Below are 13332 nucleotides of genomic sequence, written 5' to 3' on the forward strand. Positions count from 1 at the left end.
ATCATCAAATTGATTCAAAGCGGTTTCCTTTTAATTTATAATATGGTTGTATTTGTTTCCTATTGATACGTCAACCAAGTGGTTGCCTCACAATTTTTATTGCTTGAAAAACGAATCCATCGTGCTTGAAAATCAGAGGCGAACGTATATTCAAACGTTTCATTGGGCTTAATTTCCACCTTTTTGAATACCATCCAAGGCCCATGACCCATAGGTTCTATCTCAATAGTAAAGGTTATAGTTTGCATAGATTTATGCGATATTTTCAAACTTTTTTTATCATAAAATCCAATTAAATAAGGGTCTGATTTCATATTAGCAGTCACAAAGGAATTTTTCCAAGGCCCACCCTGCCCTGTCGGCTTACCCAATTTCCAAAGATCATCAATGGTCCCTGCCCAAACTTTTGCTTTTCCATCTGCGGAAGTAATAATATGTTCATTTGTTGGGCTTTCTTTTTCAAGTCCTGTCATAACCAATAAGCCACGATAGGATGCGTAATCATGCACGGATAAAGAGTGGGAAGCCACCGGTCTAATTTTAGCAAAGCCATCTGCATTTTCCGCGGGCAGTTCATAAAATGTTCCATGTGCGTTCATCAAATCACGCTCGGTAGCCACTTCCCGACAAATCCGCATCGAAGCAGCTGTATTTTTTTTAGTGTAATTTTCATTCCCTTTGGGTAAACGCCACCTACGACCAGCATCATCCACCACTAAAACAGAGGCTTCATCGACCGAAATAGCATCTTTTGAGATTTCAAATTTGGATCGAATAAAATCAGCCATTTTACCATCTTCTCTTCTGTTCAAATTCATGGCGCTATCCAATTCATAATAACCTACTTCTTTGAATTTTTCCTTTGAAAAATCACCTGCTAAAACACCTAATTTGCGACGATTATCTCCAAGCGCATATAATAGTCCACCCGTATATTCATCTCTACGAGTGGATGCCAATCCATTAAAAATAGGAGAAGATTGAGTAACGAATCGAGTGCCGTCCGTATAGTTAAAATTGACCGTTGCTGTGGTATTCTTGTCAGATTTCACCTTAATCCATTCTCCTGTTTCGGTAGATTGAAAAGAAATGTTGGTTGACTTTCCTGCCTCAACCAAGACCGTAAGTAAATTTTCCCATTTTCCTTTCCCATGTCGATCTACCTCAAAGGTAAATTTAACATCTTCCTTACCCGCATTCTGAATCCATGCCATGCGCTTTTTCCAACCTGCAAATAGAAAAGGCTCTGAACTGACATTTGCTTCAATTTTCTCAGAAAGCCAAACCGCTCCCTGTGCTGTATTCGGCCCTAATTGATCTGGCAATTGAACGGATGTAAACCATAAATTTGAGTTCGATTGTCCTGGGCCTTCTATATTTCCTTTGGCTTTTCGTTTATTTAAGAACTCTTTTTGAGCTGAATCATCGCAACCAAACACTAAACCATCTTGCCAACGAGTAAAATCACCAATGACTTTTAAGTAAGCCGAGCGAGGGCGAATGCCTGCTGAATGGATTGAAGTAAATGATGCTGGAAAATGCCAAAACATCCCATGCATGGTCATTAAATAATCTGGTTTTCCCGTTGTACCAACATCCCTAATTCTTGGCCATTCCGTGTTCCACCCGTGCGCTCCGTCATAGCTATGACTTGCCTTGGGTAATCTAAAAAAGGTCCATTTTCCTGCATCTCTTACTCCCAATAAAACCGATTTATGATCCCAGCCTGTAACCCAAATGGGATCAGTGGCAGGATTTTTATTACCATAAATTCCACCCGGACCAGTTACTTCAACAAATTGATTTCGTCGGATAAGCTTCCAATCTTGACCATTCCATTCAGCTAAAACACCAGATTCAATGTCAAATTGTTTCAAAGCTTTATCTCCAGACTCTCCATTATTGGAATAAACCATCACTCCTTGACCTGAATAAAGACCTTTACCATGAGCTCCAGGCAACAAAGAACTACTAGAATTATTCGAAGTTTTATTCGCATTCTTGAGTTTTATATTACCGTCCTCATAGAGTAGTTTAGTATGTAGATTGTGTACATCCAACTCATAAAAACCCTCCTCCATGGTGGCTAATAACAAGTTATTTTGTGGATTGTTAAGCGCTCTTGCTAAACCAGTATAGCGACCAGGGGCTTGAGTATAAGGTATTGTACGTACTTCGCCTGCTGCATTAATGGCATAAGGTCCTATAAATAATTGATTACTCTCCCGATGTATCATTCGATTGGCTGGTGTACCTCCGATACTTTCGGGTCTTATTTTCTTACCTAACTGAGGGCTAATTTCATAAAGCTTATCCGTTGAACCAAATGGTAAATGTGGGCCATATGAAATAACCCATAGTCGATCAGCCCAAGGTACAACTGCCCCTGTTCCGCATTCGCCTTCGTTATTATAATAGGCTAAATGTGGATAAATACCACTGAATTGAGGGTAAGTGGATTGCCTTGGGGATTGAGCAGTGGCATTGAAAAATAACAAAACTAAAGCGGCAAATATAACCGTATTGCTGATTACAGTTTTAATCGAAGAATTATTTGGTGACATTTTCTTTTGATGACATTCATACAATCAACAAATCAACTTAGCAAAGGTCCATTACTCGTTGAGCATATCTTTACTAAATTAAGTATTGAAATTTTAATAAAAATTAATGAAATATTATTAATAAATAGAAATTCGTTGCTGTAAATCTTCCATTTATTTGAAATTTTGGCATAAAAAATGGCCAAACAAATGTTGGCCATTTCAAAATCAAAAAAAATAATTTTCTAATTAGGTAATACCACCGTGTCAATCACGTGAATCACTCCATTACCTGCTGCTAAATCAGTGGCAACTATTGTTGATATACCACCTTTCTCATCAGTCAAAATAACTTTGCCGTCCTTTAAAGAAGCAAGCAAATTAGCTCCACTCACTGTCTTCAAAGATAATTTACCTTTTGCATCTGCAATTGCCTTCAATACCGTAGCTGCTGTAAAGTTTCCAGCAATGACATGGTAGGTTAGAATTTTAGCCAAAGTCGCCTTATTTTCAGCTTTCAATAAATTATCCACCGTTCCAGCAGGTAATTTGGCGAATGCCGCATTCGTCGGAGCAAAAACAGTGAATGGTCCTGAACCTTGTAAGGTGGAAACTAAATCCGCAGCTTTTAAAGCGGCTACTAATGTACTGTGATCTTTAGATCCTACTGCAATGTCTACAATCGTTTTCTGTGCATTAACAGAAAAAACAATCGAAGCTACTGTTACTAGTGTCAAAGCAAATCTTTTAAATGTCATTTTTTTAAGAATTTAGTTGTTGAATTGATATAACACGCAGTATATCAATATGTTTTAAGAATCTGTAAAATCATTCCTACCTAGGTTAGGATGGTAAAGAGAAACAGGCATTTCTGTGATTCAACAAGCGATTACCTACAAACGAATTTTTTAAACCATCGATGCATTTGACCTAGGCTTTGAAAAATATTTGATATAAATTCAGGTGCCTAGGAATTAAAACTTAATTAGGAGGTGAATTTATTCGTTCTGGGTGGTCTTTTTTGAGGGGCATTTATCTCAAGAGCCGGCACTGTTTTTTGTTAATAAATCACCATATTAGTACGTAAAATCCTGCTCTTTCAAAATAAATGCTGGATCTAAACCAACATCAACGATGAAAAAATACCTCTTACTGGGCATGATATTCTTTGGGTTTCAAGCCCTGCTTTTTGCTCAAAAAACTCGTCCCAACATCATCCTAATCCTAGCCGATGACATGGGTTTCAGTGATATTGGAATATTTGGTTCAGAAATCAAAACGCCTAATATCGATTTACTGGGCAAAAAGGGTGCTGTTTTTACGCAATTTTACAATGCAGGAAGATGTTGTCCGAGTAGAGCCTCCCTGCTAACTGGCATGTACCCGCATCAAGCAGGGATGGGTGGCATGGTCAATACGGGTGATTATGATCGAACTAAAACAGGGTCATACCAAGGATTTTTGAATGTGGACACTCCCACCATCGCAGAAGAATTAAAAAAGAACGGCTACACTACCTACATGACTGGGAAATGGCATGTGGGCGAGAAAAAGCCAGATTGGCCTAATCAGAGAGGATTTGACCATTTTTATGGCTTGATTTCTGGTGCCAATAGTTATTATGAATTATTGCCCAAACGTCAGCTTATTGAAGATAATGAGCCATTCACACCAACTCCTAATTACTATTTCACGGATGCCATTTCAGCTAAATCCGTATCCTATTTACAGAAAAACAAAGCTATTGGAAAACCATTTTTTCTTTATGTGGCATATACAGCTCCGCACTGGCCCATTCATGCCCCACAAGAACTGATTGATTCCTATAAATCGAAGTACACGCAGGGTTGGGAAGCACTGCGGAAGCAACGGTTCGAGAGTCAAAAGAAATTAGGTCTACAGGTAAGCGGTGGTACATTGCCGCCCTCCGACCCTGCCCTAGCGTCCTTCGAAAAGGAATCAGACAAAAATATCTGGATTGAAAAAATGGCTACTTATGCAGCCATGGTTGATAAAATGGACCAAGGAATTGGTCAACTAATTCAAGCATTAAAAGCCAATGGGACTTTCGACAATACAGTCATTTTCTTCCTTTCTGATAATGGTGCTTGCCATGAGGTCCTAGATGATCGCTCATCCAAAGACTTAGGTCCAGAAAAATACAAGGCTTCCTTAAGTACAAAAATTGGCGCTCCTGGAAGCTACACTACCTATGGAAAAGAATGGGCTTATGCCAGCAATACCCCATTTCGAATGTATAAACATTGGATGCATGAAGGTGGAATTTCAACTCCATTAGTAGTTTCATACCCAAATGGAATTAAAAAAAATATTCAAAGTGAGCAAGTGGGTCATATCATGGATATTTTCCCGACCATCATGGAGTTAACACAAACCAAAACAACAAAAATCGTGGAGGGTAAAAGCTTAGTTCCCATTTTTAAACAAAGAAAAAGGGAAGCTCAGCCATTCATCGCTTGGGAACATTTTGGAAATAGAGCCATCAGGGAAGGTGATTGGAAGCTCGTTTGGGACAATGAAATCAAAGCTTGGGAATTATACAATGTCAGAAAAGATCGAATAGAAAATAAGAATTTGGCTACCTTAAATCCAGAAAAATACCAATACTTATTGGCCAAATATGCAGCGTGGGCTACCAAAATGCAGGTAAAATGACATTGACAAGTAATTTTTTTTGATATTTTTTTTTTTTTAAAATTCGTACATTTCTTTTTCCCGAAAAAATCAAGACACATTTTTTTTCTTTTGGCAAGCCTGAAAACCTAGAAAAGAGAAGAAAATGAGCTAAAATCCAAGCTTGGAGGCCATAAAAATCCTTTCCTATAAATTCAAGAATTATCTGTTCGTGGTAAAATAAGTACCTTACCTACTTAGTTAAATCTGCTAGAAAGTCTTATCAATTTTATAAAAAATTTGATATATATACTTCTTTTTATACTATTGTATATATACGTAAATTAATTACCACAAAATGAACGACTTAGGATGAATTAACAACCTTTAAAACTTAATACTATGGGGACGAATTTGAAACTAGAAAAAACACTTTACCAAAAGGGTTACCTCTACTTTATTGTATTTTTTATGTTCATGATTTGGGGCTTTTGGTTTACCTATTTTTCAAAATTGGGTGAGCAGGGGAATTACCGTTTACACTTCCATGGTATCACCTTAATTTCATGGTGCTTGATGCTAATTGTGCAACCATGGTTAATCCGATCAAAAAAAGTGGCCCTCCATAAAAAAGTGGGACTTATTTCTTACTTGCTCGTACCACTACTGCTGTTTTCAACCACCGATCTGCTAAAATTCAGGTTATCGGGTGTAAAACAGATGAGTCCCTATTTAAACTTTGCTACCGCACTTGTACTGAATGCTCTGCTAGTTTTTGTCATACTGTATGCCCTAGCCATTTACCATAAAAATAAAGGAACCATTCATGCCAGATACATGCTTTGTACGGTTTTCCCCATGATTCCACCCATCACTGACCGCATTATTGCCTCTAATTTTCCATCCTTGCTAAAATACCTTCCTACCTTAGAAGGTTACCCATTAGTCCCCATTTATAGCTTTGCCATCGTAGATATTTTGTTAGTTTTTTTATGTATTTGGGACTTTAAATCTCATAAGCGCTGGAACGTTTTCCCCTTTGTCCTGTTACTTTCAGTGGGATACCAATTTTCGGTTTTAAACTTTTACAAATTTGGATTTTGGGCTACATTCGGTGATTGGTTCTTGGCCTTATAAGTTCCTTTTTATAGATGTAGCACTAATTTTTTGGGGAAATCATGCAAAGAAGAACATTTATTAAAAATTCCACTTTATTTGTTGCGGTAGTAAGTACAAATGGATTTATTCACTTTGACGGCCAACATTTTGTTGGCGATTGTGAAACTACCAGTGATATACTGGGACCATATTATCGTCCCAACAGCCCACTACGAAATAACCTCATCATAAAAGGTCAAGTCGGAAATCCGATTGAATTAAGTGGCATAATCAAACATAAGGATTGTATAACTCCTTACAAAAATGCAAAAATAGAATTGTGGCATTGTGACTCCAAGGGTGTTTATGATAATACATCTAGTGAGTACCGTTATCGAGGCACTAGCTATTCAGATGAAAATGGACAATATTCATTTAAGACCATTTTACCTGTGCCCTATGATGCAGGTGGTGGACATATAAGACCTGCACATTTTCACCTCATGATCACCGCAGAAGGATATCAACCCTTGGTAACACAATTATATTTCTCCGGCGATGCCCATATCCCTAAAGATATGTACGCCTCCTCCAAGGAAGCTAAAAATAGAATATTGGATACGGAAACCTTGAAGGATGGAAGCAAAAAAGTAATGTATCATGTAAGTATGTCCAAAACATTAAACGCCGAAGCAGCCGCTATTGATAAATTAACGGGTATTTATACCGATGTAAAAGACAAATCCAAGAAAATTGAACTCTTTACAAAGAACAAATGCTTGTGGATGAAGAATGAAGTATTTGGAGAAAACTTTGAATATGTTGGTAATAATACATTTGAATATCCAGCTATGCCCAAAGGAATGTACGCCACACTCATCTTTGAAATTATGCCCAATGAGGCGATCAAACTAACTTATAATTACGTGGATGACGATTTGGTCAAACACAGCTCTGTTTCCATCAAAGAATTTTAGTCATTTAAAGCAAATTACATTTATTGTTAAATTCAAACAAATGAGCTCAAATTCGTTTCTATTCAGAATTGAAACTAGCTATACTTTGAAACTACGATTTTCAAATAGTAGAAAATAGCAATGCCAAAGTTCAAATCGATATTATAGGATTTCCACCAACTTCCCCGTTTTCCTATCTACTGGCATAGGGGATTGATGTTGACTCAGGTAAGATTTTAATAATTGAGTGAGTTGATTGCATTGAGCGGGTTGTTTGGCAGCTAAATCAAACTGCTCAGCCGTATCTTGGGAGAGATTATATAGTTCTTTTTGGCCAGTGCGCAAATCATACACTAATTTCAAATTACCTTTTCGTATAGCAGATTTATAATTAATCCCTGGTCCATCTTGATCAATCCATTTATTGGGATAATGCCACACCAAAACCCGTTCCGCATCCATTAAGTTGGGGTCCTTCAAGAATGGAACCATACTCTTGCCATCCAATGCCTGAAGCGTCTTAACATCCTTCAATTTTGCCATTTGTAGGATAGTCGGAAACAAATCTTCGGCCATGATGTATTGGTCTGCCACCTTATTCATTGGGGCAAAACCAGGCCATTTAACGATCATAGGAATCCGAATACCTCCTTCATACACCGAGCCTTTTCCTGCTCTTAGTGGTAAGTTTTGCACATGCGCTTTCTTTCCTCTGGCTGGAGCTAGGCTCAAACCCCCATTATCACTCATGAACAAAATGATGGTATTTCCATCCACTTTTTTTTCTTGCAAATAAGCCATAATATCCCCTAAACTTTTATCAACTCCTTCTACCAAACTGGCGTATTTGGCCTCCGATGAATCTAGTCCAGCCGACAAATACTTCTGAAAAAATCGTTCATCTGCTTGAATGGGTGTATGAACCCCATAATGAGCCAGATTCAAATAAAATGGCTGCTTATTTTGTATGGGAGTTTCTAGTGATTTAATGGCTTCAAAGGTTAAAGCTTCTGTCAAAAATACGGTAGAACCGTGGTATTCTTCTAAATCTGGAACGGCTTGGGGACTTACTTTACTCGGTAAATTACCATAATTGTCTTTCCCATAATAACTCTGTGGATGGCCAGCGGCGTGACCTGCTATATTGACTTGAAATCCCAAATTATAAGGATTGGCTTGCGGTGTACCTGCTGAGCCCCAATGAGCCTTGCCAACATGAATGGTCAAATAACCAGCCTGTTTAAGTATTTGTGGATAGGAAGTATATTCCTTTGGACTCAAACCATTGATTTTCCATGAACTAGGACTGAATTGCTGATCTGTGGCATCGCTATTTTTATCCTTCAGGGGCGACGTCCAATTCGTCACACCGTGGTGAGCGGCATTCATTCCTGATAAAAAACTGGTTCGAGTGGGAGTACAAACTGGCGTAGCGTAAGCCTGTGAGAATTTCACCCCTTGCTTGGCCAATTTAGCCATATTGGGCGTATGGTAGTTGGGATTAAAGGCATCAGTCCAACCCATATCGTCTACGACAAATGTAATGATATTGGGCTTCTTGGGAGCTTGTGCTTCCAAGACTAAGTTCCAAAGCAGGCAGCAAAGTAAGAGTACTATATTTTTCATCAGGAATAGGCCTAGAAAAGATCGAATAATGAGGATAATTTAGAGAAAAAATCGAAAATATCCTTTTCGTTCCTTTTTAAACTTCAGCTATTCTAAGATTTTAGAACTGGTAAACTTTGTAAAAAAATAATAAGGAGAATTCCTATTCATGGGGTATTTGAGGGTTCAAATTTCGCTTAGTAAAGGCCCTAAGGTTTAACACGAACGACCTTGTCACCTTTAAGTACCACCAAGTCAGAATTTTTAGCTTTTTTATATGCAATTAAATCCTCCTTGACTTTAGACATACCCAACTCAATCTTTTCCATTACTAAGGAGGTATTCTTTATTGAGCTTGATTTAGTTGTTGCCATTTTACTACATTTTTAATTTTGTAAGTTCCGTCTTGATCTTTAGAGGCGATAAAATCAGGTTCTGAATCTGAATTATCATATATTAACCAAGCATCAACTAAAGGCAAATATATATGAAACAAATTTGTAATTCCTGCTTTATATCGTCTTTCAACTGCGATGAAGTTTGATCTAATTATACTCATCAAAAACAATCCCAACTTCATCTAGTTTATTAGCTAAACAATTTCCATTGCCCAAATCACCCATCAATATCGTTTGGTTTAAACGTGATCTACGGTTTACAGACCATGAGCCACTTTACCGTGCCTTGGAACAAGATATCCCCGTTTTATTAGTATATTTTTTTGAGCCATCCTTGATTCAATACCCCGATAGTGATGTGCGACATTGGCGCTTTGTATATGAATCCTTAACCGAAATGCAAGGCCGATTGGAAGACCGAAATGGCCGCTTGTATCTATTTCATCAGGAAGTTTTGCCCGTTTTGGATGCCTTAACAGAACACTATTCCATTCAAAGCATGTATTCACATGAAGAAATTGGAAATAACTTAAGTTACCAACGGGATAAAGAAGTCAAGGTATTTTGTGATTTACATGGAATTCAATGGAAAGAAACTCCAACGAATGGCGTTATTCGGAAATTACGCTCAAGAAAAACTTGGCAAAAAAGATGGGATGAACGTATGAATCAGCCTCCATTTTTAGTTCGCGAGCATGATTGGAACCTGGTTCATCTACCCAATACCTTATACGACAGCCTCAAAGGAGAAGAAATCCCTATAGGTTTTACAACTCGAAATCCGAAATTTCAAGAAGGAGGCGAATATTGGGCATGGAAATACCTGCAAAGTTTTGTACAAACTCGCCACCAAGATTACAGCAAATCAATCAGTAAACCGGAGGCTAGTCGACGAGGATGCAGTCGCATTTCTCCCTATTTGAGCTATGGAAACCTGAGCATGAGAATGGTTTATACGTTTACCAAGCAACATGAAGCTCAATCCAACCATCGACGTTCCTTACAAAATTTCATTTCAAGACTACATTGGCATTGTCATTTTATACAAAAATTTGAGGATGAATGTCGGATGGAATTTGAAGCCATCAACCTGGCCTACCAATCTTTGGAAAAAAAGCGAAATATGGATTACATAAAGGCTTGGGAACAAGGAAAAACAGGGATTCCTTTGGTGGATGCATGTATGCGTTGTTTAGTAGAAACCGGATATATCAATTTCCGTATGCGGGCTTTAGTCGTATCGTTTTTTGTCTTTAATCTTTGGCAAGATTGGCGGGATTTGGCCCATTTTTTGGCTCGACAGTTTCTAGACTACGAACCAGGCATTCATTATCCGCAGATTCAAATGCAGGCTGGGATAACAGGTGTCAATACCATCCGAATCTATAATCCCATCAAAAACTCCATGGAACACGATCCTGATGGAATATTCATTAAAAAATGGGTACCTGAATTAAAAGCTGTACCACCTAGTCTACTACATGAACCTTGGAAATTGAGCGAAATGGAACAAAAAATGTACCATGTAAACCTAGGGCAAGATTATCCCTTCCCCATCGTCGATGTTGAAAACTCACGTAAAGCTGCCTCTGAGCAAGTTTGGGCAATTAGGAAAACAAAAATGGCAAGACAAGAAGGTACACGAATCCTCCAAAAACATGTCAATAATCCCAAAAACAGAAAAGGGTAATTGATAGGTGAAAGTTAAATCGAATGAATATGGCTGAAGGCAATATTCACTTTTCGAGGGACGATTATGGGTAACTTTTACGATCAGCTCCCAATTCAATTGCTTTTGCCTTCTCAAATTCATCCAAACAGGTCCTTAAATTATGACCTTGGGTATAGATACAATCACAAAATTCTTTGGATGCTTTTGGGGTGGTACTGTCCCGACAGCCATTCCAGCATTCCTCAGGGGAATTACCTGGTCTAATGTCGTACATGATTTGATTCACTCCAATCACGGTAGCCAAGGTCAATAACACACAAGTAAAAAAGACATAAGGAAACGAATGTGTACTGGAATAATTAGGGTTAGTTTGTTGATCATTTTTTCGCTGTTGGAAAGCGAGAATAGGTTTGAGTCGTTGGAAATCCCAAACCAGCAAAAACAAATTAGCCAATAACATGAAAGTCACTATTCTGGTCCCTTCAAATCGTATGGAATAAGTCAGCACGAAAATGTTGATCATAATAGGAAAAGAAGCGATAGCTCCCAATAAAGCTGTTCTAGGAATAAGCAATAAAATAGCCACGATTACTTGACCGATACCAATAAAAGTATAGTAAAAACCGGTATCTAATAATGCATCAAAATAGTGTCCCAAAGGGTGATTTGATGGCAGGCCTGCGGCAAATCTTTCTCCACTGATTTTCACCCAGCCTGATATAGCGAATGCGACAGCCAGGCAAATTCGACAAAAAATGGCAAAATAACGATACCATCGATTGTATCTGATACCTATAATATATTGTTCTAGCTTATTCCACATCCTTGTTTCAATAAAATCTCCAATCTTAAAATAAGAATAACAAGATAAGCATCCCTTAAAAGACCTAATCCATTTCTCTTGAATTATTTTCTTATTTTTTTGAAAAAATTATCAAACGTTCCATATATGCTTTTTCTCCTAAATTATTACCTTGTGAAAAACCTTTTGACCATGAAAAGATTCATCACGTTGTTCATACTGGGCTTTACTCCTTTTTTACAGGCCCAACAAGTACATTCCACTGAATTTCTAAAACAGATTCTTCCCTATCCTTTGGGTGCATCGGTGAATCCCCGACTATTGCAAGAAAATGGCTCTTATCGTGCCTTGGCTATGAATGAATTCACGAGAATCACAGCTGAAAATCACATGAAAATGGCACTCATTCATCCAGAGGCTAATCGCTTTGATTTTGTCAAAGGGGATGAAATTGTGGCTTTTGCTAAGAAAAACAAGAGTCGGGTTCATGGCCATACCTTGGTTTGGCATAATCAAACAGCTCCATGGATGAAGGATTTTCAAGGGGATCAGCAGGCTTGGGAAAATCTATTAAAAAACCATATTCAAACGATAGTCAAACATTACCAGGGACAAATTGCCGGCTGGGATGTGGTCAATGAAGCCTTTTTAGATGATGGGAGTTTGCGACCAAGTATTTGGGCAGATCACATACCTGATTACCTTGCCAAAAGCTTTACCTGGGCACATGAGGCGGATTCCAATGCTTTACTTTTTTACAATGATTATGGACAAGATGGAAAACCTAAAAAAATGGAGGCCATTTTGAATATGGTTCAAGATTTCAAAAAACGTCAAATCCCCATTCATGGATTAGGACTGCAGATGCACATTTCCATACAGTCCAAAAATGAAGAAATTAAGCAAGTGATTGAGCAGTCGACCGCGACTGGTTTACACATTCATTTTTCAGAAGTAGATGTGGCGGTGAATCCGAAAAACAATCCTGATTTTGTCCATGATGTAATGAGCCTACAAGCTCAATCTGACAAGTTTCACTTGTTATTTTCTTCCTTTGCTGCCATTCCGTCCAAACAACAATATGGTATTACTTTTTGGAATGTAGGCGATAAGGATTCTTGGTTACGAGGTTATTTCAAAAGGCCTAAGGAGTATCCTTTGCTGTTTGATGAGAGTTACCAAAGGAAGTCGGTATATGGAGAATTGTATCAGAAATTGAAAAATAAGTAATACTAAATTTCACCTACATGAACAGCAACAAAAAATCGACCTTAAGGTGGTTAATCCAATCGGTTACCGGACTCTTGCTGACAGGTGCGGGATTATCCATGGCCATAGATGCAGGTATCAGCAAAATGCAGGGTGGTGAATGGTTTTGGTATGGAACTGGGGCTTTGATTGTATTTCAGGCAGGATTATGTTTATTAATAGATTCGGTGAGGTTTAAGTAATTACCTTTTATTTTTTTTTCCTAATAAGTATTGCTTTCCAGTACCAATTGCCATTACATCTAGATTCCCTTCAACACACGGCCCATACTTTGGATATGTTTATTATGATATGATCGTATAGTATAACTAGCTGAATTTTCATTTTTCAGGCATCTATTAAAACATCTTCTTCA

11 protein-coding genes are annotated in these 13332 nt (G+C 38.0%); 6 read left to right on the forward strand and 5 right to left on the reverse strand.

Annotated elements, in window-relative coordinates; all coding sequences use genetic code 11:
* Positions 1-59 precede the first annotated feature (59 nt).
* Together G9H65_RS11125 and G9H65_RS11130 are read right to left on the reverse strand one after the other, a co-directional pair.
* Positions 60-2564: a hypothetical protein gene (locus tag G9H65_RS11125; RefSeq protein ID WP_235927501.1), complete on the reverse strand. Its 2505-nt coding sequence runs from the start codon at positions 2562-2564 to the stop codon at positions 60-62.
* Between the two features lie 224 nt (positions 2565-2788).
* The gene (locus G9H65_RS11130) at positions 2789-3301 is read right to left on the reverse strand and encodes a fasciclin domain-containing protein (protein ID WP_166375410.1); all 513 of its coding nucleotides are present in this window, start codon (positions 3299-3301) and stop codon (positions 2789-2791) included.
* Positions 3302-3677: 376 nt separating this feature from the next.
* Here G9H65_RS11130 and G9H65_RS11135 point away from each other — a divergent pair, with 376 nt between their 5' ends.
* The 3 genes from G9H65_RS11135 to G9H65_RS11145 all read left to right on the forward strand — a co-directional run bounded on the left by G9H65_RS11135 (position 3678) and on the right by G9H65_RS11145 (position 7252).
* A complete protein-coding gene (locus G9H65_RS11135) occupies positions 3678-5219 on the forward strand; it encodes an arylsulfatase (RefSeq protein ID WP_205753302.1) in 1542 nt (513 codons plus the stop codon).
* Between the two features lie 360 nt (positions 5220-5579).
* The gene (locus tag G9H65_RS11140) at positions 5580-6314 is read left to right on the forward strand and encodes a hypothetical protein (protein WP_166375411.1); all 735 of its coding nucleotides are present in this window, start codon (positions 5580-5582) and stop codon (positions 6312-6314) included.
* Between the two features lie 41 nt (positions 6315-6355).
* Positions 6356-7252, forward strand: coding sequence for a dioxygenase family protein (locus G9H65_RS11145; protein ID WP_166375412.1), 897 nt, complete (start codon positions 6356-6358; stop codon positions 7250-7252).
* A gap of 141 nt (positions 7253-7393) precedes the next feature.
* Here G9H65_RS11145 and G9H65_RS11150 read toward each other — a convergent pair whose 3' ends face one another.
* Together G9H65_RS11150 and G9H65_RS11155 are read right to left on the reverse strand one after the other, a co-directional pair.
* Positions 7394-8857 carry a sulfatase gene (locus tag G9H65_RS11150; RefSeq protein ID WP_166375413.1) on the reverse strand — a complete coding sequence of 488 codons (1464 nt, stop codon included), beginning with the start codon at positions 8855-8857 and terminating at the stop codon, positions 7394-7396.
* A gap of 325 nt (positions 8858-9182) precedes the next feature.
* Positions 9183-9416: a hypothetical protein gene (locus G9H65_RS11155; RefSeq protein ID WP_166375414.1), complete on the reverse strand. Its 234-nt coding sequence runs from the start codon at positions 9414-9416 to the stop codon at positions 9183-9185.
* 26 nt (positions 9417-9442) lie between these two features.
* Here G9H65_RS11155 and G9H65_RS11160 point away from each other — a divergent pair, with 26 nt between their 5' ends.
* Positions 9443-10924, forward strand: a complete 1482-nt coding sequence (locus G9H65_RS11160) for a cryptochrome/deoxyribodipyrimidine photo-lyase family protein (RefSeq protein ID WP_166375415.1) — start codon at positions 9443-9445, stop codon at positions 10922-10924.
* A 64-nt stretch (positions 10925-10988) separates the two neighbouring features.
* On the opposite strand, the gene G9H65_RS11165 is transcribed toward G9H65_RS11160, so the two are convergent.
* Positions 10989-11729: a DoxX family protein gene (locus G9H65_RS11165; protein WP_205753303.1), complete on the reverse strand. Its 741-nt coding sequence runs from the start codon at positions 11727-11729 to the stop codon at positions 10989-10991.
* 171 nt (positions 11730-11900) lie between these two features.
* Here G9H65_RS11165 and G9H65_RS11170 point away from each other — a divergent pair, with 171 nt between their 5' ends.
* Both G9H65_RS11170 and G9H65_RS11175 read left to right on the forward strand, forming a co-directional pair.
* Positions 11901-12938 carry an endo-1,4-beta-xylanase gene (locus G9H65_RS11170; protein ID WP_166375416.1) on the forward strand — a complete coding sequence of 346 codons (1038 nt, stop codon included), beginning with the start codon at positions 11901-11903 and terminating at the stop codon, positions 12936-12938.
* Between the two features lie 17 nt (positions 12939-12955).
* On the forward strand, positions 12956-13159 hold the full coding sequence (locus G9H65_RS11175; protein WP_166375417.1) for a hypothetical protein: 204 nt from the start codon (positions 12956-12958) through the stop codon (positions 13157-13159).
* The last annotated feature ends 173 nt before the right edge of the window (positions 13160-13332 follow it).

This window comes from Aquirufa ecclesiirivi (assembly GCF_011250515.1).
Classification (GTDB): domain Bacteria; phylum Bacteroidota; class Bacteroidia; order Cytophagales; family Spirosomataceae; genus Aquirufa; species Aquirufa ecclesiirivi.

What these genes read in the sequence shown, in the direction of transcription:
- G9H65_RS11125 (WP_235927501.1), bottom strand. Translation starts at nt 2,564, where the DNA reads ATGTCACCAAATAATTCTTCGATTAAAACTGTAATCAGCAATACGGTT.
- G9H65_RS11130 (WP_166375410.1), bottom strand. Translation starts at nt 3,301, where the DNA reads ATGACATTTAAAAGATTTGCTTTGACACTAGTAACAGTAGCTTCGATT.
- G9H65_RS11135 (WP_205753302.1), top strand. Translation starts at nt 3,678, where the DNA reads ATGAAAAAATACCTCTTACTGGGCATGATATTCTTTGGGTTTCAAGCC.
- G9H65_RS11140 (WP_166375411.1), top strand. Translation starts at nt 5,580, where the DNA reads ATGGGGACGAATTTGAAACTAGAAAAAACACTTTACCAAAAGGGTTAC.
- G9H65_RS11145 (WP_166375412.1), top strand. Translation starts at nt 6,356, where the DNA reads ATGCAAAGAAGAACATTTATTAAAAATTCCACTTTATTTGTTGCGGTA.
- G9H65_RS11150 (WP_166375413.1), bottom strand. Translation starts at nt 8,857, where the DNA reads ATGAAAAATATAGTACTCTTACTTTGCTGCCTGCTTTGGAACTTAGTC.
- G9H65_RS11155 (WP_166375414.1), bottom strand. Translation starts at nt 9,416, where the DNA reads ATGAAGTTGGGATTGTTTTTGATGAGTATAATTAGATCAAACTTCATC.
- G9H65_RS11165 (WP_205753303.1), bottom strand. Translation starts at nt 11,729, where the DNA reads ATGTGGAATAAGCTAGAACAATATATTATAGGTATCAGATACAATCGA.
- G9H65_RS11170 (WP_166375416.1), top strand. Translation starts at nt 11,901, where the DNA reads ATGAAAAGATTCATCACGTTGTTCATACTGGGCTTTACTCCTTTTTTA.
- G9H65_RS11175 (WP_166375417.1), top strand. Translation starts at nt 12,956, where the DNA reads ATGAACAGCAACAAAAAATCGACCTTAAGGTGGTTAATCCAATCGGTT.